This is a genomic window from Streptomyces sp. RB17 (genome assembly GCF_009604455.1).
Classification (GTDB): domain Bacteria; phylum Actinomycetota; class Actinomycetes; order Streptomycetales; family Streptomycetaceae; genus Streptomyces.
In genome coordinates this window covers 268,261-294,164 of the sequence record NZ_WEGL01000003.1, presented here as the reverse complement: position 1 = coordinate 294,164, position 25,904 = coordinate 268,261, and the positions used below count along the sequence as shown (strand labels likewise).

General features: G+C 72.2%; 21 protein-coding genes. 18 read left to right on the top strand and 3 right to left on the bottom strand.

The window, feature by feature from the left end; genetic code table 11:
• Nucleotides 1-166 precede the first annotated feature (166 nt).
• The 11 genes from SRB17_RS14975 to SRB17_RS14925 all read left to right on the top strand — a co-directional run bounded on the left by SRB17_RS14975 (nt 167) and on the right by SRB17_RS14925 (nt 13,358).
• Entirely contained in the window at nt 167-319 is a 153-nt protein-coding gene (locus SRB17_RS14975) for a hypothetical protein (protein ID WP_153538805.1), read from the top strand.
• A gap of 46 nt (nt 320-365) precedes the next feature.
• Nucleotides 366-2,852, top strand: coding sequence for an aminopeptidase N (gene pepN / locus SRB17_RS14970; RefSeq protein WP_153538803.1), 2,487 nt, complete (start codon nt 366-368; stop codon nt 2,850-2,852).
• Nucleotides 2,849-4,111, top strand: coding sequence for an ATP-grasp domain-containing protein (locus SRB17_RS14965; protein ID WP_153538800.1), 1,263 nt, complete (start codon nt 2,849-2,851; stop codon nt 4,109-4,111). Before pepN ends, SRB17_RS14965 begins: the two co-directional genes overlap by 4 nt.
• Before the next feature lie 96 nt (nt 4,112-4,207).
• Entirely contained in the window at nt 4,208-5,524 is a 1,317-nt protein-coding gene (locus SRB17_RS14960) for a SidA/IucD/PvdA family monooxygenase (protein WP_323375560.1), read from the top strand.
• A gap of 34 nt (nt 5,525-5,558) precedes the next feature.
• Complete coding sequence (locus SRB17_RS14955; RefSeq protein ID WP_416237057.1) at nt 5,559-5,978, top strand: cupin domain-containing protein; 420 nt, start codon at nt 5,559-5,561, stop codon at nt 5,976-5,978.
• Nucleotides 5,975-7,549, top strand: coding sequence for a class I tRNA ligase family protein (locus tag SRB17_RS14950; RefSeq protein WP_153538798.1), 1,575 nt, complete (start codon nt 5,975-5,977; stop codon nt 7,547-7,549). The genes SRB17_RS14955 and SRB17_RS14950 overlap by 4 nt, the downstream gene beginning before the upstream one ends.
• 40 nt (nt 7,550-7,589) lie before the next feature.
• On the top strand, nt 7,590-8,873 hold the full coding sequence (locus SRB17_RS14945) for an MFS transporter (RefSeq protein ID WP_153538796.1): 1,284 nt from the start codon (nt 7,590-7,592) through the stop codon (nt 8,871-8,873).
• A complete protein-coding gene (locus SRB17_RS14940) occupies nt 8,870-10,114 on the top strand; it encodes an ATP-grasp domain-containing protein (RefSeq protein WP_323375558.1) in 1,245 nt (414 codons plus the stop codon). Before SRB17_RS14945 ends, SRB17_RS14940 begins: the two co-directional genes overlap by 4 nt.
• Nucleotides 10,115-10,262: 148 nt before the next feature.
• Entirely contained in the window at nt 10,263-11,099 is an 837-nt protein-coding gene (gene ddaH, locus SRB17_RS14935) for a dimethylargininase (RefSeq protein ID WP_153538794.1), read from the top strand.
• 4 nt (nt 11,100-11,103) lie between these two features.
• Nucleotides 11,104-11,562 (top strand): hypothetical protein, encoded by a 459-nt coding sequence (locus tag SRB17_RS14930; RefSeq protein WP_228396073.1) that lies wholly within the window; start codon nt 11,104-11,106, stop codon nt 11,560-11,562.
• Nucleotides 11,559-13,358 carry an ABC transporter substrate-binding protein gene (locus SRB17_RS14925; RefSeq protein WP_323375557.1) on the top strand — a complete coding sequence of 600 codons (1,800 nt, stop codon included), beginning with the start codon at nt 11,559-11,561 and terminating at the stop codon, nt 13,356-13,358. The genes SRB17_RS14930 and SRB17_RS14925 overlap by 4 nt, the downstream gene beginning before the upstream one ends.
• Nucleotides 13,359-13,433: 75 nt before the next feature.
• On the opposite strand, the gene SRB17_RS14920 is transcribed toward SRB17_RS14925, so the two are convergent.
• On the bottom strand, nt 13,434-14,642 hold the full coding sequence (locus tag SRB17_RS14920) for an NYN domain-containing protein (RefSeq protein WP_153538791.1): 1,209 nt from the start codon (nt 14,640-14,642) through the stop codon (nt 13,434-13,436).
• A gap of 234 nt (nt 14,643-14,876) precedes the next feature.
• Nucleotides 14,877-16,118: a serpin family protein gene (locus SRB17_RS14915; RefSeq protein WP_153538789.1), complete on the bottom strand. Its 1,242-nt coding sequence runs from the start codon at nt 16,116-16,118 to the stop codon at nt 14,877-14,879.
• 365 nt (nt 16,119-16,483) lie between these two features.
• On the opposite strand from SRB17_RS14915, the gene SRB17_RS14910 reads away from it, so the two are divergent.
• The 5 genes from SRB17_RS14910 (at nt 16,484) to SRB17_RS14890 (ending at nt 22,056) form a co-directional block, all read left to right on the top strand.
• Entirely contained in the window at nt 16,484-17,236 is a 753-nt protein-coding gene (locus tag SRB17_RS14910) for a GntR family transcriptional regulator (protein ID WP_323375555.1), read from the top strand.
• A gap of 770 nt (nt 17,237-18,006) precedes the next feature.
• A complete protein-coding gene (locus SRB17_RS14905; protein WP_153538787.1) occupies nt 18,007-18,198 on the top strand; it encodes an SPOR domain-containing protein in 192 nt (63 codons plus the stop codon).
• Between the two features lie 30 nt (nt 18,199-18,228).
• Nucleotides 18,229-18,669: a (deoxy)nucleoside triphosphate pyrophosphohydrolase gene (locus tag SRB17_RS14900; protein WP_416237056.1), complete on the top strand. Its 441-nt coding sequence runs from the start codon at nt 18,229-18,231 to the stop codon at nt 18,667-18,669.
• 95 nt (nt 18,670-18,764) lie between these two features.
• Nucleotides 18,765-19,199 (top strand): ATP-binding protein, encoded by a 435-nt coding sequence (locus tag SRB17_RS14895; RefSeq protein ID WP_153538785.1) that lies wholly within the window; start codon nt 18,765-18,767, stop codon nt 19,197-19,199.
• A 271-nt stretch (nt 19,200-19,470) separates the two neighbouring features.
• Entirely contained in the window at nt 19,471-22,056 is a 2,586-nt protein-coding gene (locus SRB17_RS14890; protein ID WP_323375553.1) for a SpoIIE family protein phosphatase, read from the top strand.
• Between the two features lie 13 nt (nt 22,057-22,069).
• On the opposite strand, the gene SRB17_RS14885 is transcribed toward SRB17_RS14890, so the two are convergent.
• The gene (locus SRB17_RS14885; protein ID WP_323375551.1) at nt 22,070-23,644 is read right to left on the bottom strand and encodes a hypothetical protein; all 1,575 of its coding nucleotides are present in this window, start codon (nt 23,642-23,644) and stop codon (nt 22,070-22,072) included.
• A 63-nt stretch (nt 23,645-23,707) separates the two neighbouring features.
• On the opposite strand from SRB17_RS14885, the gene SRB17_RS14880 reads away from it, so the two are divergent.
• Entirely contained in the window at nt 23,708-24,907 is a 1,200-nt protein-coding gene (locus SRB17_RS14880) for a glycosyl hydrolase family 18 protein (protein WP_194294039.1), read from the top strand.
• Between the two features lie 19 nt (nt 24,908-24,926).
• Nucleotides 24,927-25,901, top strand: coding sequence for an aminoglycoside phosphotransferase family protein (locus SRB17_RS14875; protein ID WP_323375549.1), 975 nt, complete (start codon nt 24,927-24,929; stop codon nt 25,899-25,901).
• Nucleotides 25,902-25,904 lie beyond the last annotated feature (3 nt).

Sequence of the window (25,904 nt, the reverse complement as noted above, 5' to 3'; positions counted from 1 at the left end):
TATGGGGCATTTAGTGGCAGATGGAACATGCGAGAAGGTGCGTCGCGAAATTATGCACCTGCGGTCTCGTTGACCGTGCCGGGGCGCCCCGGAAACCTATTCATCGAAAGGCCCGAACCCATCCGCCGGCAGGATCGCCGATGGATCACATGACAGGAATCAAAAAATGTACTCCAGTTTCCGCAAGGTCCTTCTGTTTTTCGTCGGTGCCGCCGCCGTCGTAGCCGTCACCGCGCCGGCCGTGGCCGCCGCAGAATCCCCGAGCCGGCCGGCCGTCACCGCCGCGGATGCCGCACCCGACGACTTCCACTGGGACTAATACCGGAATTTCGGCAGAGGAAACCGAGGGACCCTGAGGGCCGCACATGACACGCCTCACGCACTGGGAAGCGCAGGAGCGCGCCTCCGCGACAAAGCTCGGGACCTACGACGTGGAACTCGACCTGACCACGGGTGACACCGTCTTCCGGTCCACCACCGTCGTCACGTTCTCCGCGACCACACCCGGCGGTTCCACGTTCCTGGAACTGCGGCCGGCCACCCTGCACTCCGTGGTCCTGAACGGCCGCCCGCTGGATCCCGCCGCCCTCGCCGACGGCCGGATCCGGCTGACCGGGCTGAGGGCCCAGAACACCGTGACCGTCGTCGCCGACATGGCGTACTCCCAAGACGGCCAGGGCATCCACCGCACCGTCGACGCCGCCGACGGGGAGACCTACGTCTGGGCCCACTGCGCCGTCGACGCCGCGCCGCGGGTGTTCGCCTGTTTCGACCAGCCCGACCTCAAGGCCCCTCTCATCCTCCGGGTCACCGCGCCCGCGCACTGGCGGGTCCTGGGCACCGGGCACGCGGAACGGCTGGACGAGCACCGCTGGCGGTTCGCCCCCACCCCGCCCCAGCCCACGTACCTGATGACCCTCGCGGCCGGGCCGTACGTCTCCCACCACGCCGAGCACGACGGCATCCCGCTCGGGGTGCACGCCCGTGCCTCCCTGGCCGACGCCCTGGAACGGGAGCATCCGGAGATCCTGGAGATCACCGCACAGTGCCTCGACGAGTACCACCGGCTGTTCGGGGTCCGCTACCCGTACTCCCGCTACGACCAGGTGTTCGTCCCCGAGTTCGGCAACCTGGCCATGGAGAACCCCGGCTGTGTGCTCATCCGGGACCAGTTCGTCTTCGAATCGGAGCCCACCGGCGCCGACCGCGAGGACCGGGCCGTGGTCATCGCCCACGAGATGGCCCACATGTGGTTCGGCAACCTCGTCACGATGCGCTGGTGGAACGACCTGTGGCTGAACGAGTCGTTCGCCGACTACATGGGCCACCGGGTCGCCTCCGACGCCACCCGGTTCACCGGCGCCCGCATGTCGTTCGCGGTCGGCCGCAAGGGCCAGGGCTACGCCGCCGACCAGCGGCCCACGACGCACCCGGTGGCCGGCACGGCCGCCGACATCGACGAGGCCGAGCTCGCCTTCGACCGGATCTCCTACTTCAAGGGATCCGCCGTGCTCCGGCAGCTGGCCGCTCGCCTCGGCGACGAGGTCCTCTTCGCCGGCCTGCGCCGCTACTTCGAGCGGCATGCCTGGTCCAACGCCACCACCGAGGACTTCCTCGCCGCCCTCGGCGAGGCCGCCGGAGCCGGGCTCACCGAGTGGGCCGAGCAGTGGCTGGCCACCGCGGACGTCAACACCCTGACACCGGTGGTCCGTACGGAGAACGGTCGGATCGCCTCCGCCGAGATCCTCCAGAGCGCCCCCGCCGCCCACCCCGTCCTGCGCGACCACACCCTCGACATCGGGCTGTACGGACCGGAGGGCCGCACCGTCGTACGGGCCGAGGTCCGCGGCGCCCGCACCCCGCTGCCCGCCCTGACCGGCCTGCCCGCTCCCGGGCTGCTGCTGCTCAACGACGGGGACCTCGCCTACGCCAAGGTCCGCTACGACGCCTCGGCCACCCCCGCCCTCGCCGCCGGACTGCCCGGCCTCAACCCGCTCAACCGGGCCATGGTCTGGGGCTCCCTGCTGCTCTCCGTCCAGGACGGCAGCTACCCGGCCGCCGATTACCTGACCCTGGCCGTGGCGGCACTCGCCACCGAACGCGAACTTCCCATCCTCACCGAGGTGTTGCGGCAGGCCCGGACCGAGATCGCCGACCGCTACCTCGCCCCGGAGGCCCGCGACCAGGCCCTCGCCGCCCTGTGCGCGGGGCTGAGCGGATTGCTGTCCGACCCGGCCACCGCCCCCGGCCTCGGCCTGCCCGCCCTGCGCGCTCTGGTCGACTGCACCGCGGACCCCGAGCTGCTGCACGGCTGGCTCGCCCCGGGGGCCGTACTCCCCGCGGGTGTGCCCCTGGACGCCGACCTCGCCTGGCGCATCCGGTACCGGCTGGCCGTGCTCGGCGGGCTGGACGCCGACGACCTGGCCGCCGCAGAGGCGGCCGCGCCCGGTGGCCAGTCGGCCCAGTGGGCGGCCAAGTGCCGCGCCGCGCTGCCCGACCCGGTGGCGAAGAAGGCGGCCTGGGAGGCCGTCACCGGTGACCGGACGCTGTCGCACCACACCGTCTGGTCCTTGGCCGAAGGCTTCTGGCAACCCGAACAGGCCGCCCGGACCGCCGAGTACGCCGACCGGTTCTTCAGTGACGTACCGGCCGCGCTGGAGGGCCGCGAGGGACTGACGGTTCTCCTCGTCCGGTATCTCTACCCCCGCTACGCCGCCGGCCCCGGCACCCTGCGTGCGGCCGACCGCGCACTGGCCCGCACCGACCTGGGCCCGCTGCTGCGCCGCAACCTCACCGACCTGACCGACGACCTGCGCCGCCTCACCGCGGCGCGCGGACTGGAGACCCGATGACCACCGACGGTCCCACCCCCGACGACGGCCTCATCCTGGTCGTCGGCAGCGGGGTGCAGCGCTACCGCGAGTACCTGCTGTCCTCCGCGGGCAAGCACCCGGTCTGGCTGCTGGACGCCGCCGAACCCGGCTGGCAGCTGGCCCACGTCACCGGCCACACCGTGGTCCCCCAGCTCCACCCGGAGCGGATGACCCCCGATGTCCCCGCGCTCGTCGAGGCCGCCCGGCAGGTGGCCGCCGAGCGCCCGGTGGCGGGGGTGATGTCGTACGACGAGACCCTCGTGGTCGCCACCGCTCATATCGCCGAAGCCCTCGAGCTGCCGGGCCTCACCGTGGCGGGCGCCCTCAACTGCCGTGACAAGTCCCGCACCCGGGCCCTGCTCACCCAGGCCGGCCTGGTCCAGCCGGGGTTCGCCTTCGTCACCGACCTCGCGGCGGCCCGCGAGGCGGCCGCCGGGTTCGGCTACCCGGTCGTGGTCAAGCCGCGCGGCATGGGCGCCAGCATCGGAGTGGTCCGCGTCGAGGACGAGGCGGCCCTCGACTCCGCCTTCGCCACCGCCGAGCAGGCCGGCCGCGCAGGCAACCCCGACTTCGAGGGCGGCGTCCTCGTGGAGGAGATGCTCACCGGTCCCGAGATCAGCATCGACGGCGCCGTCCTGAACGGTGAGTACCGGCCGATGTTCGTCGCGCACAAGTCCGTCGGCCTGGAGCCCTACTTCGAGGAGACCGGCCACACCGTCTCCGCCGACGACCCGTTGCTCACCGACCCTGTCCTGCTCGACACCCTGGAACGCGCCCATCGTGCCCTCGGCGTCTCCACCGGGATGACCCACACCGAGGTCAAGTTCAGCTCCCGAGGGCCGGCGATCGTCGAGGTCAACGCCCGGCTGGGCGGTGACCTGATCCCGTACGTGGGCCGACTGGCCACCGGGATCGACCCGGCCGACGTGGCGGTGGAAACCGCCCGCGGGCGGGCCGCCGACCTCACCCCGGCCAGGATCGCCACCGTCGGCATCCGCTTCTGCTACCCGCCCGTGGACGGCACGGTCGCCGCAGTCACCCTGCCCGCCCCGGGCAGCACACCCGGCCTGCTGGAAGCCGAGCAGATCACCCCGGACGGCGCCGCCCTGCGACTGCCGCCGGGAGGCTACGCCAACCTCAGCCGCTACGCCCTGCTGGTGGGCGAAGGACCCGATCCCGAGTCCTGCGCCGCCGTCCTGGACGCCGCACAGGCCGCGTCGGCGGTTCGGCTGACCTGACCGGCGCCGGGGCGTCCCCCCCAACCCCGGAGCCCCGGCCGCCCGAACCGGCCCCGCAGCACCCTTCGCAACCCGCACCCGAATCAGGAGACCCGAGTGACCGCGTTCGACATCGACACCCTTCTGGTCGGCGCAGGCCCCGCCAACCTCGCCCTCGCCATCGCGCTGGAGGAACTCGCCCCCGCCGAGGTGGCGGCCGGCACGCTGATCCTGGAGCAGGCCGACGACATCGTCTGGCAGCGCGGCATGATGCTGCCCTGGGCCCAGAGCCAGGTGTCCTTCCTCAAGGACCTGGTGACCCTGCGCAACCCCCGCAGCCGCTTCACCTTCGTCAACTACCTGCACTCCATCGGCAGGCTCGACGACTTCATCAACCTGGGCAGCGCCGTTCCCTACCGTCAGGAGATATCCGGCTACTTCGCCTGGGTCGCCGAGTCCCTCACCCACACCAAGATCGATTTCGGGCGGGGGGTCAGCCGGTCTCAGGCCCTGCGCGACCCCTCCGGCGCGGTCACCGGCTGGCGTGTCCACCTGACCGACGGCACCGCGCTGACCTGCCGCGACCTGGTGGTCGGCGTGGGCCGGGACGCGCACGTCCCCGAGGTCTTCAAGGACCTGCCGGCCGACCGGGCCATCCACAGCACCCGCTTCACCGAGGGCTTCGCCACCCTCGACGAGCGCCGCACGCGCCGGGTGTCCGTCATCGGTGCCGCCCAGAGCGCCGCCGAGATGCTGTGGACCGCTCACCAGAGGCTTCCGCAGGCCGAGTGCACCATGATCATGCGGTCCATCGGACTGAACTCCTACGAAAGCAGCAAGTTCACCAACGAGATCTTCTACCCGTCCTTCATCGACGACTTCCACGGGACCTCCCCGAACTCCCGCGAGCAGCTGCTGCGTGAGATGCACCGCACCAACTACGCCGGCCTCTCACCGGCCATGCTGGACACCCTCTACAAGCAGACCTACCTGGAGAAGCTCACCGGCCAGGAGCGCCTCCGCATGGTCACCATGACCGACGTCACCGCCGCCGTCCTGGACGGCGACGAGGTGGTCCTCACCCTGTCCGACCGCCGCACCGGCGAGGTCACCGAGCACCGCTGCGACACCGTGCTGCTCGGGACCGGGTTCGAGCGCGGCATGCCATGGCTGATCCGGGACCTGAGCGCATCCGCCGGGATCACCGACCCCGCCGCGATCACGGTCGACCGCAACTACCGGCTCCAGCTTCCCGAGGGCAGCACCGCCACCTGCCACCTGCAGGGCGTCAACGAGGCCACCCACGGCATCGCCGACTCGCTGCTGAGCGTGCTGGCCGCCCGGGCCGGCGACATCGTCACCGACCTGCTCGCCGTTCGCGCCCGCGGTGCCGACCAGCGCGTCCTACGGGCGCCCGCGGCCCGCGCCGCCTGACCGGCCCGTCCCCACCCAGGAGGAACACCCCGTCATGACCATGGAAATCCGCGGGCTCGACCGCCGCGCCGGCCTCCAGCCCGACAACGGTCTCGCCGCCCAGCGGCTGATGCCCTGGCCGCTGCTGAACGCCCCCTTCGAGGGCTCGTGGTGCCTGGTGCGCCCGGGCGCCGAGTCCGGCGCACACGCCCACCACGAGTACGAGATATGGATCGCGGTCACCGGCTCCGCCGAACTGTTCGTGAACGGCGAGTACCACCCCTTCACCAAGGGCGACATCGTCCACTTCGTCCCCGGCCAGGGCCACCAGGTGGTCAACCGCGGCGACGAGGACTTCGAGATGTACGCCGTCTGGTGGGACGCCGACCTCGCCCGCGGCTTCTCCGAGCGGCACGCCCGCACCGAGGCCGACGGCCGGGACCCGGCCGGAGCCACGGACGGAGCCGGCCGATGACCAGCTCCCGTCCCGTGATCCTCATCCCCGCCACCCCCACGCCCAACGGTGACCTGCACGTCGGCCACCTGGCCGGCCCCTACCTGTCCGCGGACATCTACGCCCGCCGCCAGCGCGCGCTCGGCCGCGAGGTCGTCCTCACCACCTGCACCGACGACAGCCAGAGTTACGTCGTGGCCAGCGCGCGCCGTAAGGGCGTCACCCCTGGGGAGCTGGTGGCCGGCGCCACCTCCGCCATCGAGAAGTCGCTGCACGCGATGGGCATCTCGATGGACGGCCTGCCGCCGATCGACGACACCTACCGAACCACCGTCCTCGACTTCGTCCGCAGGCTCCACGATGACGGCCGGCTCCGGCTGCGCACCGTACGCCTTCCCTACGCCGAGACCACGGGCACGTTCCTGTACGACGGCCTGGTCGGCGGCGAGTGCCCGGTCTGCCTGGTGCCCAGCAGCGCCGGCGCCTGCGAGGGCTGCGGCCACCCCAACAACTTCACCGAGCTGCTCCGCCCGTACAACGTCCTCGACCCGGACGAGCCGGTCAGCCACCGCGAGTGCACCATCTGGGTGCTGCCGGCCGAGGAGTACCGCGAGCGCATCGAGGAGCACTTCGCCCGGGTGAGCCCGCTGTGGCGTCCGCACGCCGCCCAGCTGGTCCGCGAGATCCTCGCGCGTCCGCTGCCGGACATCCCGGTCACCGTGCCCGGCGAGTGGGGCATCGAGGCGCCGTTCGAGGAGACCCCGGGGCAGATCCTCTACCCGTGGATCGAAGCCATGCCCGCCTCGATCTACGCCACCTGGTGGGCGGCCGGTCGGCAGGGTGACATCCGTACCGAGACCGACGCCCACTGGCGCGCGGACCAGGACGCCGAGCTGGTGTACTTCCACGGCTTCGACAACGTCTACCACTGGGGCCTGATGGACCTGGTGATGCTGCTGGCCCACGGTGACCGCTACATCACCCCGGCCGCCAACGTGTGCAACGAGTTCTACGAGCTCGACCATGCCAAGTTCTCCACCTCGCGCCAGCACCTGATCAACAGCACCGAGCTGCTGCTGGACGCCCCGCGCGACGTGGCCCGCTTCTTCCTGGCGCTGACCGCTCCCGAGCACCACCGCACCAACTTCGACCGGAAGAACTTCCGCGCCCTGGTCGACGAGCGCCTCACCACCCCGTGGAACGACCTGGCCGCGGCCTTGGCGCAGCTGGCCGCCGGCGCGAGCGGTGACAGCACGCTGCCGGTCGGCCCGGAGGGCCGCCGCCGCGCCGCGGCCATCGCCGACCGCTTCGCGCTCGCCTACGGCCTGCGCAGCTTCAGCCCGGCCCAGGCCGCCGACACCGTGGTCCAGCAGATCGCCCGGCTGCGCGGTGCCGCAGAGGCGGCACTGGCCGGCGCGGCCGCCCCGCAGGACCTGGGCAATCTGTTCGCGCAGGCGGCGGCGGTGCTCACCGGTGCCGCACCGATCCTCGTGGACACCGCCGAACAGGCCGTCGCGGCCGGCGTCGACCTCGACCCGGCCGCCCCGCCGGCCGAGCGGATCGCCCCCTTCACCCTGCCCCGCCTGGGCTGAGCCCGGTGTATACCTCCCACCTCGGAATGAGAACCCGCTGATGACCACCTTGCTCGCCGGCACCCCACCGCAGGAGGCGGGTGCAGCATGGCGGCGGACCGAACGGCTGCTGCTGCCCGCGGTCTTCGTGACCAACCTCGGCAACAACATCCAGCTGATCGCGTCCTCGCTGCTGATCTACAAGGACTCGGGTACCACCCTGTCCGTCGGCTGGGTCTACGTCCTGGTGGCACTGCCCCAGGTGCTGCTGTCCGTGCTCTTCGGCCGCTGGGCCGACAAGTTCGACCGCCGCACGCTGTGCGTCACCACCGACGTGCTCAGCACGCTCACCGCGGCCTTCCTGCCGCTCTGGCTGGTGCTGGGCGGAACCAGCACCGCGGCCGCTTACGGTGTCAACCTCGTGCTGGCCGTGCTGTCGGCCCTGTTCATGCCGGCGAGCATGGCACTGATGAAGGAGCGGGTGCCCGCCGAGCGGCTCGGCCCCTTCAACGCCAACTACGAGTTCGCCTTCCAGGGCGGCACCATGCTCTCCGGCGTGGCGGGCGGCTTCGCCGTGCAGTTCTTCGGCGCGACCCCGCTCTTCTTCTTCAACGCCGCCACCTTCGCGGTCTCCGCCGTCCTGCTGTTCTCGCTGGGCCGTCGGCCCGCCACCGAGCCCGCCCCCGCGGCCGCCGGGACGGCGGAGCCGGACCCGGAGACGCCGGAGACGGAAGCGACCGCCCCGGCCGAAGCGCTCCCGCGCGGGCCGGTGGCCCGGCTGGCCGCTCTGTTCAGCATCGGCAGCGTCATCGTCACCGTGGCCAACACCCTTCTGCTGGTCGTCGTCGTGGACCGGTTCCACCAGGGTGCCGCCACCCTGGGCATCGCCGATGCCCTCGCCTGCACCGGCATCCTCATCGGCATCGCCGTCTACAAGAGGCTCCAGGAGAAGGCCGACTACCGGCTGCTGATCCTGGTCGGGTACGGCGTCTGCGCCGGGCTCGCCTTCGTCCAGCCGCTGGCGCTGTGGACCCTGCTTCCCGGCGTCTTCCTGGCCGGCCTCACGTTCGTCTTCGGCCGGCTGCCCGCCCGTACCGAGCTGATGCGCAACATCCCCGACAACCGGGCGGGCCGGGTGTTCGGCGCCGCCAACGGCGCGGGCCTGGCGGTGAGCCTCGTACTGACCCTGGTGGTCGCCTACATCTGCGACCACTACGGAGTCGTCCGGGGCTACGCGACCCTCGCCGCCTTCGGCACGCTCGCGACCGTCGCGGTCGTCGGCTCGCTCTACGCCCGCCCCCACTCCCTCCGGTCGTCCGACGCAGCAAAGGCAGCCACATCGTGAAGCTCCTGACCATCGAGACCCGTCAGTACCTCAGCTACTACCACTCCCGCTATCAGCAGGTCGAGGACCACGGCGTCGAGCTGTACGTCCTCAACGGGGAGGGCACCGAGGACTTCTGGCCGGCCGAGCGCTACCGGCTGGTCGGCTCCAAGCACATCGACGAGATGATCGAGCAGGCCCGCGCCTGGCACGCCGAGGAGCGGTTCGACGGGGTCATCACCTTCTCGGAGTCGGCCGTCATCGCGGTCGCCGCGGTGGCCGAGGCCCTGGGACTGCCCTCCATCGGAGTCGAGGCCGCCGTCAACTGCCGCAACAAGTACCTGATGCGGCAGGCGCACGCCCGCCACGGTGTGCCGCACCCGGGCTTCCGCCTCGCCGACAGCCTGCAGGCCGCCCGGGAGGCCGCCGCGGAATTCGGCTATCCGGTCATCCTCAAACCCACCATGGGCGCGGGCAGCAACTTCGTCTTCCGGATCGACGACGACGCGGAGCTCGAACTGCGCTACGCCCAGGCCGCGGAGGGCATCCGTGAGATGTTCTGGGCGGTCTCCGAGGCGGACGGCCTGGACCTGGGCCCGCAGGGCCTGCTCGTGGAATCCTTCCTGGACGGCCGGGAGTTCCTCGTCGAGGCCGTCGCCTGGGACGACGAGGTCTACCTCGGGTCGGTGGTGGACCGCATCACCAGCGAGGGCGAGACCTTCGACGACGACGTCCACCACGCCCCCACCTCGCTCGGCGCCGAGGACCTCGCCGAGCTGCACCAGGTGGTCAAGGCGGCCGCCCACGCCCAGGGCCTGCGCCGCAGCGTGATGCACGCCGAGGTCCGCTTCCACCAGGGCAAGCCGTACATCCTGGAGATCGCCGCCAGGGTCGGCGGCGGCGGGCTCGACGCCATCGCCCGGCTCACCGCCGGGCACGACCCGATCCGCGCCGTGGCCGACATCGGCGCCGGGATCCTTCCGCAGGTCCGGCACTACACGCCCACCGGCACCCACATCACCGCCATGTGCCTGATCAGCGAGGCCGGTACGGTGCGCCACGTCGAGGTGCCGGCCGACGTCAGCGAGGACGAGCGGGTCTTCCTCCTCAAGATCACCGCCCGGCCGGGGGACGTCATCAAGCGTCCTCCGCACGGCAACACCATCCTCGGGTTCCTCGGCACCACCGGCGACTCGCTCGAGTCCGCCTACGCGGCGATGACCGGCCTCGCCCAGAAGATCACCGTCACGTTCGAGGACTGACGCACCACTCGCGACAAGCGCTCCACAGGAATCACCGCCGGCGCGGCGGCCGGAACCCGGCCGCCCCGCCGGTGCCGAGGTGCCTCCCACCCGGACCGCCCGGCCTCACCCCGACCATCCGTCACACACGTCCCCAGAAGGGTCATCCATGTCCGCCACCACGCGCACCGCCCGCACCCGCACCTACCTGATGTGCCGCCCCACCCACTTCGACGTCACCTACTCGATCAACCCGTGGATGCGTCCGGAGAAGCCCACCGCGACCGAGCTCGCGCTGATCCAGTGGAACGAGCTGCACGGCATCCTCACCGGCCTGGGCCACGACGTGCAGCTGATCGACCCCGTCGAGGGCCTGCCCGACATGGTCTTCGCCGCCAACGGCGCCACCGTCATCGACGGCACCGTGCTCTCCGCCAAGTTCCGCTACGAGCAGCGCGCCGCCGAGGGACCGGCGTACCGCGACTGGCTCGCCGAGCGCGGCTACCGGGTGCACGACGCCGAACACGTCAACGAGGGCGAGGGCGACTACCTGTTCACCGGCACCCGGGTGCTCGCCGGCACCGGCTTCCGCACCGCCCTGCGATCCCACGTGGAGGCGGAGGAGGTCTTCGGCCGCGAGGTCGTCGGCCTGACCCTGGTCGATCCGCGCTTCTACCACCTGGACACCGCGCTCGCCGTCCTGGACGACGACGAGATCATGTACTACCCGGCCGCCTTCTCGGAGGGCAGCCGCCGACGCCTGGAGCAGCTCTACCCCGACGCCGTCATCGCCACCGACCACGACGCCGAGGTCTTCGGCCTCAACGCGGTCTCCGACGGCCGGAACGTCGTGATGGCCGCCCAGGCCACCGAGCTCGCCGACAAGCTCCGCGACCGCGGCTTCCACCCGATCGGAGTCGAGCTCACCGAGCTCCTCAAGTCCGGCGGCAGCGCGAAGTGCTGCACGCTGGAGCTCCGCGGTGGCGCCGGCTCCACCGAGGGGTGACGCGGTGGCCATCGACTACGACGGACGCCGGTTCCGCCCCGTCGGCACGGACGAGCACGAGGCGGCCCGGCAGGCGGTCTACCACCAGCGGGACGACCTGCTGTGGGGGGAGTTCTCCGGCGGCGACGCCCGCCGGGGCACCCTGACCGGCACCGTCGCCGAGGACGGGGGACTGGACTTCGTCTACGGAGTCGTCCTCACCGACGGCCGGGTCGTCGCGGGCAGCTGCCGCAGCGTCCCCGAGGTCCTCGACGACGGGCGGATCCGGCTCACGGAGACCTGGCAGCGGTACGGGAAGCACGCCGCGAGCGGCGTGTCGTACTTGGAGGAACTCCCCGGCGCCCAAGCCGGCCCCGGTCCCCACGCACACGGGCCCGGCCCATCCGATTCCGCGGATCCCGGATCGACGGGATCCGCCCCCGCGCCCGCCCCGGGCGCCTCGACCGGAGAGAACACACCGTGACCACCGCACTCACCCCGCCCGTCGACATCACCGCCGGCACACCCCGCAAGGGCGGCGTCGTCACCTGGGCCTGCGCCCCCGGCTTCCCGCCCGCCGTGATCTTCCCGTTCACCCCGGCCGAGCGCATGGGCACACGCAACATCCTGGAATTCCAGGCCCTGATGTACCGCACGCTCTACTACTTCGGCGCGGACGGCACTCCGGACATCAACTACGACCTCAGCATCGGCGAGCCGCCGCGGTGGTCGGAGGACGGCCTGACCGTCCACGTGAAGATCAAACCCTGGAAGTGGTCCAACGGCGAGAGCCTGTGCGCCGACAACGTGCTGTTCTGGGTCAACCTCATGGCCGTCAAGGGCGAGTTCTACGGCGAGTACGTGCCCGGCTACTTCCCCGACAACCTCACCGACTACGGCAAGTCCGCCGAGGACGAGGTCTACTTCACCTTCGACAAGGTCTATTCCAAGGAGTGGGTGCTCAAGAACCAGCTCAGCACCATCACCCCACTGCCCAAGGCCTGGGACCGGACCGCGGACGGCCCGGCCGACGCCTCCGGCGGGCTGGACGACGTCGAGGCCGTCTACGACTATCTGATGGCCGAGCAGGGCGACATCTGCGACGAGGGCAACGAACACCGCACCCGGTGGGCGGACAGCCCGGTCTGGAGCGTGGTCAGCGGCCCCTGGAGGCTGAAGAGCTACACCCTCGAAGGCATCGTCACCTTCGTCCCGAACGAGCACTACTCCGGTCCCAACAAGCCCTACCTGGACGAGTTCCGGCAGATCCCGACCATGTCCGACGAGGAGCAGTACGAACTCCTGCGCGGCGACCCGGACGCCGTCCAGGTCGGCTACCTGCCGCTGAGCTTCGCCTCCGGAGGCACCGACGACCCGACCACGGGCGGCCCGAACCCGCTGGCCGACACCTATCAGCTCGTCCCGCAGACCGCGTACTGCATCCGGTACATGTCGCTCAACTTCAACAACCCGACCGTCACCGGCAAGCTGTTCGCCCAGACCTACCTGCGGCAGGCGCTCCAGCTGAGCCTGGACCAGGACGGCGCGCTCCGCGACATCTACCAGGGCTACGCCTACCGGCAGGACGGCCCCGTGCCGCGCTACCCGGACACCGGCGTGGAATCGCCGGCCCTGCGCGACGGAAACGGCCCCCTGCGGTTCGACCCCGCACGGGCCAAGCGGCTGCTGGAGGAGAACGGCTGGGACACCGGCGTCACCCCGGCTGTGTGCGTCCGGCCCGGCACCGGACCCGGCGAGGCGGGCGAGGGCATCCCGGAGGGCCACCGTCTCAGTGTCCTCATCCGCTACGTCGAAGGCCGACCCTCGCTCACCGCGTTGATGCGCCAGTACAAGGAGGACGCGGCCAAGGCCGGCATCGAACTCCGCCTCGAGGAGGTCTACGGCTCGGTCCTGGTCGCGGAGGACGCACCGTGCGTGCCCGGACCGGACTCCCCGTGCCTGTGGGAGATCTGCTGCTGGAACGGCGGCTGGGTGTACCACCACCCCAGCGGCGAGATCCTCTTCAAGACCGACGCGGGCGGCAACTTCGGCCACTGGACGGACGAGCGCGCCGACGAGCTCATCGAGCGCTCGGTGACCACGGACGACCTGCAGGCGCTGTACGACTACCAGGACTACATCGCCGAACAGGTTCCGGTGATCTTCACCCCGAACTTCCCGATCCGGCTCTTCGAGGTCTCGCGCAAGATCGGCGGCTTCGGTCCGGTCAACCCCTTCGGGATGATCGCGCCGGAGAACTGGTACTACAAGGAGGACTGAGCCGCCGCGCCCCCGTACAAAGGGGCCGGGCTCCCCGGAGCCCGGCCCCTTTCCCGATCCCGCGTCGGATCCTCGTCACGTGCCCTCGGGCCCGACGTTGCCGGTCACCCACGCCCGGATCGCCTCTCGGTCGTCGTCCGTGAGGGGCATCTGTTCGTTCGCGCACAGGGTGTAGATGTTGTCGGCCCAGGCGTGGGCCAGGGATTCGGCGGTGGCGGAATCCGTCAGGTTCTGCTTGGCGTAGGTGAGCCCCTTGATGACGAAGCTGATGGCGTTGCGCGGGACCGGGGTGCCCTGCAGGTCCGTCTGGTCGCGCACCCGCTTGGACGTCTTGGTGAGGTGGAACGGATGCTCCTGCAGATCCCGGGTGAGGGCGCGGAAGAGGGTGCCGTATGCCTGTGACGGCAGCGCGGGTACGCCGGTCACGGTCGTCACGGTGCGGACCCGCTGAAGGTACGGGTCGGGCTCGATCCGTTCGTCGCTCGGTACGCCGTCCGGCGAGTGGCGCGCCGGATCGAAGACGTAGCCGGCTCCCGCGGGCTCGTATCGCAGATCGTGCAGGTGGCGTTCGACGAAGGCGCGGAACGATCCCGCGCCGTACCAGCCGGATGTCTTGATCTCCGGGTCCACGGTGAGTGCTGCCTGTGCCGCGGTCGCCGCCGCGAGGGGGCGATGGGTGCCTCGGACGGCATCGCGGATCGCCACGGCGACGGCGTCGACGTCGCCGCTCGGCTGGCCGGCCGGTGCCCGCTCGCCGGTGAACTCGCGGGCCGGCGAGGAGGGAGCCCGCTGGGGAGCGGGGACGTAGTCCAGTGACGTATCGGCAGATTCGAGGGTTTCTCCGAGGACGGCCGCGACGAGCTGTTCGGGTGTCACCAGCGTGTCGCAGTTCGCGCCCAGGGCAGGGGCGCTCAGTCCCGCCGTCACGACCGTCGTCCACCGGTCCTGTGCGCGCAGCCGCCGGAGCACGGGGGTGAAGTCGGCATCGGCCGACATGATGACGAACTCGTCGTACCGGGTCTGGAAGACAGCGCGGTACTGGCTGAAGGGTCCGGGGTTGAGATAGACGTTCCGCACGAGGAACCGACGGGCGTGGTTCCCGGGAGGAGCGGTCGCCGTATGGCTGCCCGTCTCCAGCCAGTTCATCCACTGGGCCGGGCGCGTCGCGAAGGCTTCGGCGGCTTCCGTGGCGAACTTGCGCAGGCCGAGATAGATGTTGTCGAAGTCAACGAATAGCGCAGCCTTCCGTGGCGCGTTGCTGCCGCCATGCGCTGTCGTGCCCAACTGCTCACCTCCGGCGGACCAACGATGTCACGTCGCTCAGCGTAGCGGTGTGGTCGCAGGAGCGGGTAGAGTGCCAACTCAGTTGCTCCTGACGCCAGTTGGCCGGGGAGGGCGGACGACCAGGAGGGTGTCGGGGCTGAGCCGGCAGAACCGTCCTGGAGACCCGGCGGGCCCTCGCCGCCGAGTTCACCGACGCCGAGCGCGAGGCCCGGGCCGGGTTGCCCGTCCGCTGTGTCAGAGTCCTGGAGGAACAGCGCCCGGGACGTTCCTGACGGGATGTGGCGCCGGATCCGTCACCCAGCCCGCCACCAGCACCAGCCGGGACTCGCGGTCGACGGCGAGGAAGCCGAAGGGGCGGTCGAAGACGGCGCGGACGACCGTGGACTCGTAGCGGTACCGGGGCGGGGCGCTGCCGTACCTCTGCGCGATCGCCGTCACCGCCGCCGCGCGGAAGCCGAGCGCACCGAACTGGGCCACCGCCGACTGGCGGGCCTCACCGACGGCCAGCGGATGGTCGCTGACGCCCGGGAAGTGCCCGACCCGGTCGTCCGTCGCCGCCGTCAGGCCGAACAGCCCCGCCAGGGCGAGCAGATCGTGGTCGGCGCGCACCTCGTACGCCACCGTCCGCACATCCAGCATCAGCGGCTCCGGCTCGACGGCGGGCTGCTGCTCCACGTACAGGCCCGGCCCCACGTGCCCGTGCGGCAGCGAGCCGCCCCCGGTCAGCGGCAGCGCCCGCGCCACGATCCCCACCCCCGCAGTCAGCACCTGCCCCGGGGTCATGTGCTCCTCGCCGAGCACCAGATGGACGTCGATGCCGTTGTCGCCGGGGACCGTCAGCGCCGTGACGAAGCCGTCCGGGGTGCCTGCCACCCCCACCCGGTCCGGACGGACGCTACGGCGGTGCAGTCCGCGCAGCGTACGGCCCTGCCAGGGGCCGGAGCCGGGCCGCAACGGCAACTCGGTGAACGGCTGCCGCCAGGTGGTGCGCAGCGCCAGGGCACTGGCCAGCACCAGCCGCGCCTCCCGGGTCAGCGTCACCGGCATGCGCTCCACCAGCCCGCCGGTCCGCTCGGCCGCCCAGGCGTCCAGCCGCTCCTGCGCGGTGACGAGGTCGTCCCCGAACACCCCGTACGTTCCGGCCGGCAGCCCGCCCCGCCACTCCTCCCGCAGGGTGAGCGCCTGGTGCGTCCACAGCCCGAGGGCCGCGTCCAGCCCGGACACCGACCGCAGCGCCGCCAGCAACTCCCGCGCCGCACCGGCCGCCTGATCCGCCGGCAGACCGAGAGCCTCGCTCAGCTCCACCCGCGCCGGGCCGGCGGCGCCGTCGGCCAGGAAGGCCAGCAGGGGCCAGACCCCGGCCGCCGACGTGACCGTGCCGTTCCGTGCCGTCGCCGCCCACCGCTGGGTGAGCCCGTTCACCGCCCGGACGACCTCGCCGCCCACCCGGCTCCGGGTCTGGGTGTCCCCCCGCATTCCGCCCCCGTTCGTGCCCCGATCGCCATTCACCGCGTCGTACGTCGGCCCGGCCACCGGCCGTTCACCGGTCCCGCGCCGCCCCCGCTCGACACATGAGCACGGTACCGGTGTCCCAGCCCCGCCTCCTGGCCCCCACCAGCCGGAAGAGCCATATCGGCCACCTTGCCCGCACGCGCAGGGGTCACAGGGGCGTACAGGTGTGAGCACCGCCGGGTGAGCGCATCTATGAGGGAGAAAGTGCCTGGGTAAAGCCTTCCCATCCCCCAGGTCATCACATCGGGTGATTCTCTGGCCTTCGCTTGCATGGCACAACCCACGGTTGCCACGCTGTTGCTGTCTGTACAACCTGATGGGAGCGGCCAGTGACTTTCGGTGAGCAGCCGGCGTACCTGCGTGTCGCGGGTGATCTCCGCAAGAAGATCGTCGACGGTTCGCTGCCGCCCCACACCCGCCTGCCCTCCCAGGCCCGCATCCGCGAGGAGTATGGCGTCTCGGACACCGTCGCGCTGGAGGCCCGCAAGGTGCTGATGGCCGAGGGCCTGGTCGAGGGCCGCTCCGGTTCGGGGACGTATGTCCGCGAGCGCCCGGTGCCCCGCCGCGTGGCCCGCTCCGGATACCGCCCGTCCGGCGGCGCCACCCCCTTCCGGCAGGAGCAGGCCGACGCCTCGGTGCGCGGCACCTGGGAGTCCAGCAGCGAACAGGCCGAGGCCGGGGCCGCCATCGCCGCGCGGCTCGGCATCGAGGCCGGGGAACGCGTCATGCGCACCAAGTACCTGTTCCGGGAGGGCGGCGAGCCGATGATGCTCTCCACCTCCTGGGAGCCCCTCGCCGTCACCGGCCGCACCCCCGTGATGCTGCCCGAGGAGGGGCCGCTCGGCGGCATGGGCGTGGTCGAGCGCATGCGCGCCATCGACGTCATCGTGGACAACGTCACCGAGGAGGTCGGCGCCCGCCCCGGCCTCGCCGAGGAACTCCACGCGCTCGGCGGCGTCCCCGGCCATGTGGTCGTGGTCGTCCAGCGCACGTACTACGCCTCCGGCCGCCCGGTGGAGACGGCGGACGTGGTGATTCCGGCGGATCGGTATCGGGTGGCTTATCACTTGCCTGTGCGGTGAGGAGGGTTCGGGGCGGGGGCCGGTCCGGGGTGGGACTGGGGCCGGGGGCCCCGGGGGCCAGGGGCCGGGGGTCGGTCCGGAGCGGGGGCGAGTAGCCGGACGGGCCGTACGGCACGGGCCCTGGGTGGGAGAGGCCCCCGGGTTCGGCGCGGGCCGTAGGTGCGGGCGGTGGGTCGTACAGGCGCAGGGTGCCGACCGCCGGGGTTCGCGGGTGCGGGACGGCGAGGCCGGAAGTGCGGGGCCGTCGGATCCGCGGCCGCCGGCCCGTCGCCGAGCGTGGTGATTGGCAGACTTGTTCCGGTCCGGCCGCAGGGGCGGCCTTCTGACCAGTGGCAATCGGCAGATGGCCTGGAACGGATCTGCCCATCACTCCACCGGGGGGCGCCGCCGTGCTCGGGCAGGTGTGCGCCCCCTGAGTGAGGTAGCGCACACCCTCGGACCACCTTGGCGGCGGATGTCCGGCTGTGCGGCCTCCGGCCTCCGGTGAGCCGGGCGCCATGATTCGGCCGTTTTCCCTGGTGGACTGGGGTCACACGGATATGCCCGCGACTCGGGACAGCGGCGCTCACGACGGCGCGTTTGCTTCTGTGCGCCCCCCGCGTTCTGGCTGGTTGCATACCTCTTTGTGAAAAGGCGTGTTCGCTGCGTAAAGGTTGGGCGTACGCTCGGGCATATGCGTATTGCGGTTTCCTTAGGCGGGGCACGGTGGGGGCCCTCGACTGGAAGCGGGTGGGGTGGTGCGAGAAGGAGCGGCTCGGGTGGTGGGGACCATGAGTGAGGGGACCGTCTCTCTGCCCTGGATCGTGATACGGCAGGACGACAACGGCAACCGCTACCGCGTCGGCCGGTACGCGACCCGTGCCGAGGCCCAGCGGATCGCCGACAGCCTCGATGACCGGGGGCACAAACAGCTCTACTGGGTCGAGCGCATCGGCCAGAACGGGGACGGCGTCCGCAACTGACCACGCGCGCCCTCCCGTAGGCTCCGGCCCATGACGACGCCCATGACGCCCGGCACACCCAGCCCGGACCGGATCGTGGTGGTGGGAGCCGCCCTGCTCGACGGCGGCCGACTGCTCGCCGCGCGCCGCAGCGCACCCGCCGACCTGGCCGGCCGCTGGGAGCTGCCAGGCGGCAAGGTCGAGCCGGGCGAGCGGCCCGAGGGCGCCCTGGTCCGTGAACTGCGCGAGGAACTCGGCGTCGAGGCCGAAGCGGTCGAGCGCGTGCCGGGGGAGTGGCCGCTGCGGGAGCCGTACGTCCTGCAGGTGTGGACCGCCCGCCTGCGCCCCGGCTCGCCCGCGCCGAGGCCCCTCCAGGACCATGACGAGCTGCGCTGGCTGACCCCGGACCGGATCTGGGAGGTGGACTGGCTCGACCAGGACGTCCCGGCGGTCCGTGAAGTCTCACCCCGGCTCGTCACCGGTCTGCGCTGAGCGCCCCCTACGCCGTTCGTGCCACTGTGCGCCCTCTCGCGCGGTACTGCCTCCTGGATATCGGGTATGTGCCCATTAACCCCACGAAACCGGACATGGGTGGGGGCTCGCTGGCCTGGGAAGTGATCGGCGTGATCGACACCGAAGGCGACTGCGCCGAGTGGACCTTTCCCGCGGAACCGGGTGCCGTACGCACCGCACGTGCCGCGGTCCGCGGCCAGTTGCACGGCTGGGACCTCGGCTGCCTCGCCGACCTCGCCGCATTGCTCGTCAGCGAGTTGGTCACCAACTCGTTGCGGCACGCCACCGGCCCCATCGGCGTACGGCTCGTCCGTCCCGTCGGACTGGACGACGCGCTGCTGGTGGAGGTGTCCGACCCGCTGCCCGACCCGCCGCGCGAGCGCGTCGCCCGCGACGAGGACGAGAGCGGGCGCGGTCTGCAACTCGTCGCCGGCTCCTCGCGCCGCTGGGGCACCCGGCCCGGCGCGAGCGGAAAGACCGTCTGGTTCGAACTGGCGGTGCCGGGGTGAGCCGGAAGCACCCGGGGGGCACGGGGGTGTACAGCCGGCGGGGTCGCGTCCATCGTGCGCCGCGGATGCGCGGCCGGCTTCGCGGTGCGTGATTCGAGGGCGTGTTCCCTGGTTAGAAGAGTGGAAGTGATCTCACGGAGCGGTCCGAAAAACATCTGGACCGAGCTGTGATCGTGAACACCGTGTCGTGCGGCGCCGTAGTGCTGGATACTGCGGGCAGCCGCTGCCGGTGACCGGTGCCGGGCGCGGTGAGCTGGAGGGGACGGTTCGCGTGAGCGAGATACCAGCGAAGGCCACGGAGTCCGAGGACCCGTCGGACGGCGCGATGAACCAGGCCGTGGAGGCCACCGCACCCGGCGACGCCATGTGGCAGAGCAGTCCGCCCGGTTCCATGTACGACTACATCAAGGTCGCGTCCTTCTCCATCAACCCCGGCGGGCTGGTCGACCAGTGGAGTCTGCGCGCCGAGCAGCTCTTCGGCGTCCCCGCCGCACGCGCCGTCGGCATGGACCCGATAGAGGCCTTCATCGACCCCGACCTGCGCGAGCGCGGCCAGCGCAAGATGGCCGAAATCCTCGACGGCCGGGAGTGGACCGGGGTCGTGCCCTTCCGGATGCCGGACGCGGCGGACGGCGGGCGCGGCGCGGAGGGCCTGGCCGAGGTCTACGTCATGCCCACCCGGACCGCCGAGGGCGACAACGCCGCTGTGTGCATCGTCGTGGACGTCCGTACCCTGCGCAGCATCGAGACCGATCTGGCCGCCTCGCAGGCCATTTTCGGCCAGTCACCGTTCGGATTCCTGCTGATCGACACCGAACTGAGAGTCCGTCGGGTCAACGAGCGGTTCGCCTCCATCTTCGGCGGAACCTCGGACGACCATCGTGGCAAGGGAGTTCACGACTATCTGGCGCGCGGTGAGGCCGAGCGGGTCTCGGCCACCCTGCGGCGGGTGCTGGAGACCGGCCAGTCCATCACCGACATGCATGTCACCGGCCACGTCCCCGGCTCCGAGGAGCGCCGGCACTGGTCCGTCAACCTCTACCGCGTGCACAGCGGCAGCGGCCGGCCCATCGGCATCGCCTGGCTCGGCACCGACATCACCGCCCGCCGCGCCGCCGCCCGCGAGGCCGCCGCCGCCCGGCGCAACCTCGCCCTGCTCAACGAGGCCGGCGCCCGCATAGGGAACTCCCTCGACCTGGAGACCACGGCCCGGGAACTCCTCGACGTCGTCGTCCCCGGTTTCTGCGACCTCGCCACCGTCGACCTCTACCAGGGCCTGCTCACCGGCGACGAGACCCCGCCCGGACTCGCCGACGGCAGCGCCGAACTGCGCCGCGTCGCCTTCGCGAGCGCCGTCTCCGGCGCCCCCTTCTCCGGATCCGGCGAGCCCGTCGAGGTCGGCGCCGTCCACCACTTTCCCTTCAACTCGCCCTGTGCGGACGCCCTGCGCGCCGCCCGGCCGCAGGCGGTGCCCCCTGAGGAGGGCGGCCTCGTGCAGTCCACGCTGGCCGTGCCGATGGTCGCCCACGACACGGTCGTCGGCCTCGCCCAGTTCTCCCGTGCCAAGGGCAGCGAGCCGTTCGGCGACCGCGACCGGGACCTGGCGGTGGAGCTGGCCGCGCGCGCGGCGGTCTGCATCGACAACGCGCGCCTGTACCGCCGGGAGCACGAGCGGGCGCTGATACTGCAGCGCTCGCTGCTGCCGCCGGGCGACCCGGAGGCCTCCGGGCTGGACATCGCCTGCCGCTATCTGCCCGGCAACGCGGCGACCGAGGTGGGTGGCGACTGGTTCGACGTGATCGAACTGCCGGGCCACCGTACGGCGTTGGTGGTGGGCGACGTGATGGGGCGGGGGCTGCGGGCGGCCGTCGCGATGGGTGAACTCCGGACGGCCGTACGGACGTTGGCGCTGCTGGACCTGGAACCGGCGGAGGTGCTGTCCGCGCTGGACGAGATCGCGCGGGGGCTGGGGACCCCGGGGGGCGTGCAGCAGGCGACCCGTGCGGCCCGCCAGCCGAGGGACGCCGACCTCTCCGAGGTCTACCTCGCGACCTGCGTCTACGCGGTGTACGACTCCGTCACCAGACGCTGTACGTTCGCCAACGCCGGCCATCTGCCGCCGGTGCTGGTCGAGCCCGGTGAGCCGGCCCTGATGCTGGACGTGCCGCCCGGCATGCCGCTCGGGGTGGGCGGGGAGCCGTTCGAGGAGGTCGAGGTCGAGCTGCCGGAGGGCGCGCTGCTGGCGCTCTACACGGACGGGCTGGTCGAGTCCCGGGACCACCCCCTGGACGAGGGCCTGCAGGCGTTCGTCGGCGCGCTCACCGATCCCTCCCGCCCGCTGGAGGACGTCTGCGACCACGTCCTCAACACGCTCGACACCCACCACGGCGAGGATGACATCGCGCTGCTGATGGCCCGGGTGCAGGGACTGCCGGCCGAGTCCGTCGGCGACTGGACGCTGCCGCGCGAGCCGCGGAGTGTGGGGCGGGCGCGGGAGTACGCCCGGGGGCAGTTGCTCAGCTGGGATCTGGAGCCGCTGGTCGACACCACGGAGCTGCTGGTGAGCGAGCTGGTCACCAACGCGCTGCGGTACGGCGAGGGGGAGATACGGCTACGGCTGCTGCTGGACCGGACGCTGGTGTGCGAGGTGTGGGACTCCGGGCTGGTCCAGCCCCGGCGCCGGCGGGCCCGGGACACCGACGAGGGGGGCCGGGGGCTGCAGCTGGTGGGGTTGCTGAGCGCGGCGTGGGGATCGCGCCGGACGCCTCGCGGCAAGACGGTGTGGTTCGAGTTGCCGTTGCCCGGGGGAGAGACGGGGCTCACCGACCCGGCGGAGGCCTTGCTGAGCCTCTTCTGAGCGGCGTTGCCGGTCAGGCAGGTGCCGAGAAGCGGCGGCGGGCCCTTGACTGTGGTCCGCCGTAGCTCGCCGGGGGGCCGGCGTCCGGGTCCTCGGCCAGGAGGACTCCGCCCAGGACCGCGGCGGCCAGACCCGGCGCGTCGCCGTCGGCGCTCGTGTGCGGGTTGCCGTGGGCCCGGACGTTCCGTTCCGCCAGGTCCCGGGCCTCGCGGGCCAGGAAGTCGGCCGGGCCGGCGTGACCCGCGCCCAGTTCGCGTACCGCCTCCGCCAGGCGGACCCGCGCTTCCGGGCCCACCGCCCCCCGGTGCACCGTGACGAAGTCCTCCGCCCCGGCGACGCAGCTCCTCGCCACGAGCAGCGCCGCGGCGGACGGCGCACCGGCGTGGCCCGTCTCCAGCCGCTCCACCGCCCGCGCGATCCGGCGCAGGGCGTCCAGCGGGTCGTACGGACCCGCCGTCAGCTCCCTCCGTACGGCGGCCAGCACGGCGTCCGCGTGGGCCAGCCGGGCATGCAGCTCACCGCTGGTCAGAGGGACCGGCACGCCCCCCTTCCGGACCGCCGCGATCTCCGCCTCCGCGCCGGTCAGCACGGCCGGTACCAGTTCCGCCGCCTCCCGCAGCTCCGCGGCGAGCCGCTCCACCCCCGTGACGAGCATGTCGGCCTGGGCCACCGCGCCCTCGGCGGCGCGCAGCTGCGCGGCGGCCCGTGCGCCGTCGCCCGCGTCGGCCGACTGGCGGGCCTCGTTGAGCCGCATGGTGGCGAACACCAGCCGGTCCTTGGCCTGTTCCAGGTAACCGGTGACGGGCGCGACGGCCGCGGGCGTGCAGCGGTCGTGCACGGCGGTCAGGGTGTCCTCGGCGGTCAGCGTCCGTCCCGTCAGCTCCCGGAACCGCCCCTCGGCGACCTCCAGCGCCCCGGCCAGGCCCGGCCCCTCCAGCTCCCGCAGCCGGTCCAGCGCGGGAGCCTCCGCGTCCAGCCGGCGTCCCGCCTCCGCGCACCGGCCGACCACGCCGACCAGCGCCTGCCGCCGGGCCGCGGCGTCCTGCGGCACCCTCTGTTCGTACCGCCGCCAGATCGCGCACGCGGCCGCCAGCTCGGTCTCGGCGGCCCGCAGCGCGTGGACGAAGGGCTCGGTCTCGGTCTCCGCGAAGTACGCCTGGACGAAGGGGAGTTCCTCCCGGCTCGTGCGCACACAGTCGTCGGCCAGGATCAGCGCGGCGCGCGCCTGACGCTCGGAGTCGGCCTGGGTGGGTGCCGGCGGGGCGGGAGAGACGATCCCGGGGGTCGTACGGGTACGGGCCCGGCGGGTGCGGCGCAGATAGCCGTATCCGGCCAGCCCCACGGCGGCGGCCACCGCGATCAGGGGCAGCACGAGGTCGGTGGTGGACGTCTCGTCCTGCTGGGGGGCGGCGGCGCTCGCGACGGTGCCGGTGGGCGCCACGGGAACCGGATCTTGCGGCCCGGCCGTCATCACCGGCAACACCAGCCACCCGGCCCCGACGACGACACCCAGCACGGCATGCACCACCCGCACCCGTATGTGCGCCTTGGCGCGCCGGGGCCGGCCGCGGATCAGGGAGGACGTCACATTTTGGAGCGTATGGGCAGGTAGACGCCTTCGCGAGCGGGATGGATACGGGTGGGGGACGGGATGGGCAGGGGGTCAGGAATGGACGCCAGAGGAAGCGACCGCGCAACGGCGGACGGGGCGCCGGCGGACGCGGTGACAGCGGAGGGGACGCCGGCGGACGGGGCAACAGCCGAGGCGGCAGTAACCGACACGGCAATAACCGACGGGCCAACACCGGACGCCGAAACCCGCGCCGGCGGTGCGAGCCGGAAACGCACCTGGGCCCGCGCAGTGCGGCGCGCCGCGCTCGCCCTCGTCCTCCTCCTGCTCCTCCCCACCGTCGCCGCCGAGACCGCCCTCCGCCTCAACTACAGCGGCACCCCGGAACGCGGCACGCACACCCGCGACCGCGACGCCATCTGGCTCGGCCACGCCTGGATCGACGGCCGCAAGACCGACGCCGACGTCACCGCCCTGGTCCGCCGTCTGCGCGACACCGGGATCCGCGACCTGTACGTCCACGCGGGTCCCCTGGAACACGACGGCACGCTCCCGGCGTCGGCGTACCCCAAGGCAGGTTGGCTCATCAGCACGCTGCACAGCAGAGCGCCGCACATCCGGATCCAGGCCTGGCTCGGCGACGAGGTCGCCCCCGAGAAGCCGTACGCCATGCACCTGGAGCGCGCCGCGACCCGCTCGGCCGTGGTGGTGTCCACCCGCCGCATCCTGGACGCCGGCTTCCAGGGCGCCCACTTCGACCTGGAGCCCCTGCACTCCGGCGACCGGAACTACCTGGCTCTCCTGGACGCCCTGCGCAGCGTCACCCGCGCCCGCCACGCCGTGCTCTCCGTCGCCGCCCACCAGATCGATCCGCTCCCGGCCCTCCACTCCTTCTGGGGTACGGTCACCGGCCACCCCAAGTGGTGGTCGCAGGCGTACTTCGGGCAGGTCGCGCGCCGCGTCGACCAGATCGCGGTGATGTCGTACGACACCATGCAGCCGTTGCAGAGCCTGTACGGCGGCTATGTCGCCCAGCAGACCTCGCTGGCCCTGGAGGTCACACCCGAGTCCACCGATCTCCTCATGGGCCTGCCCTTCTACCACGAGAACCGCTTCGGCCACTGGGCCCGCGCCGAGACCGTCCCGGCCGCCGTACGCGGGGTCCGCCTCGGCCTGTCCCGTACCGCCAGGGACCGGGCCCGCTTCGGCGTCGCCCTCTACGTCGACTTCGCGGCCACCGAGGCGGACTGGACGGCCTATCGGGAGGACTGGGTCCGGTGAATCGGGAAGACTGGGTCCGGTGACCGGAACACGACAGCACAGGACCGTCGCCGACCTCGCCCCCCTTGCCCGTGCCGCCCTCGGCCGGCACCGCACGCTCACGGCCGTCAACCGGCTGCGCGGCGGCTCCAAAAAGGGCGTCTACCGGCTCCGCCTCGACGACGGCGGCACCGCGATCGCCTACGTCTGGTCGGCGGACGAGGACTACTGGGACCAGCCGGACGCCGACCCCCGCGACCCCTTCTCACACGCCTCCGGACTCGATCTGTTCACCGCCGCCCACGAGCGCCTGGCCGCCGCCGGCGTCCGCACCCCCCGCCTGCTCCACCTGGACCCCGAAGCAAGCGCGGCCGTGGTCGAGGACCTGGCCGGCGGCAGCCTGGAGGAGGCGCTGCGCCGGGACCCGGACGCGGCGGGCCCGGCGCTGCGGGAGCTGGCCGGCGCCCTGCACGCCCTGCGCGGCTGCCGCTCCGCCGCCCACGGCAAGGTCGCGCTGGTCGACGGCGGCGGCACCGCGTACGGCGCCTCCTGCGCCCGGCTCGTCGCCGACCGCGCCCTGTCCGACATCGCCGGGACCGCCGTACGCGACCCGCGGGTCGCCGCCGCCCGGGAGCGGCTGGAGGACCGCGTGCGTTCGCTGGCCGAGGCGGTGCACCCACGTGCGGAACACAGCCTCGTCCATGGTGAACTCGGCCCGGACCACGTCCTGTTGGACGCCGCCGGCCGTCCCGCGCTCATCGACATCGAAGGACTGATGTACTTCGACGCCGAGTGGGAGCATGTCTTCCTGCGGCTGCGCTTCGGGCCGCACTACGACGCCCTGCGCGCCCCCGGCCTGGACGAGGACCGGCTGCGGCTGTACCGGCTGGCGATGCACCTGAACCTGGTGGCCGGCCCGCTGCGGCTCGCCGACGGCGACTTCCCGCAGGCCGAGTTCATGCGGGGGATCGCGGAGTACAACCTGGCCGAGGCCCTGGCCCTGGTGGGAGCATGATGG

Coding starts and splice junctions, on each gene's coding strand:
- SRB17_RS14975 (WP_153538805.1), top strand. CDS start 167: ATGTACTCCAGTTTCCGCAAGGTCCTTCTGTTTTTCGTCGGTGCCGCC.
- SRB17_RS14955 (WP_416237057.1), top strand. CDS start 5,559: ATGACCATGGAAATCCGCGGGCTCGACCGCCGCGCCGGCCTCCAGCCC.
- SRB17_RS14915 (WP_153538789.1), bottom strand. CDS start 16,118: ATGCGGGGGGACACCCAGACCCGGAGCCGGGTGGGCGGCGAGGTCGTC.
- SRB17_RS14945 (WP_153538796.1), top strand. CDS start 7,590: ATGACCACCTTGCTCGCCGGCACCCCACCGCAGGAGGCGGGTGCAGCA.
- SRB17_RS14950 (WP_153538798.1), top strand. CDS start 5,975: ATGACCAGCTCCCGTCCCGTGATCCTCATCCCCGCCACCCCCACGCCC.
- SRB17_RS14965 (WP_153538800.1), top strand. CDS start 2,849: ATGACCACCGACGGTCCCACCCCCGACGACGGCCTCATCCTGGTCGTC.
- SRB17_RS14905 (WP_153538787.1), top strand. CDS start 18,007: ATGAGTGAGGGGACCGTCTCTCTGCCCTGGATCGTGATACGGCAGGAC.
- ddaH (WP_153538794.1), top strand. CDS start 10,263: ATGTCCGCCACCACGCGCACCGCCCGCACCCGCACCTACCTGATGTGC.
- SRB17_RS14900 (WP_416237056.1), top strand. CDS start 18,229: ATGACGACGCCCATGACGCCCGGCACACCCAGCCCGGACCGGATCGTG.
- SRB17_RS14895 (WP_153538785.1), top strand. CDS start 18,765: ATGGGTGGGGGCTCGCTGGCCTGGGAAGTGATCGGCGTGATCGACACC.
- pepN (WP_153538803.1), top strand. CDS start 366: ATGACACGCCTCACGCACTGGGAAGCGCAGGAGCGCGCCTCCGCGACA.
- SRB17_RS14880 (WP_194294039.1), top strand. CDS start 23,708: ATGGGCAGGGGGTCAGGAATGGACGCCAGAGGAAGCGACCGCGCAACG.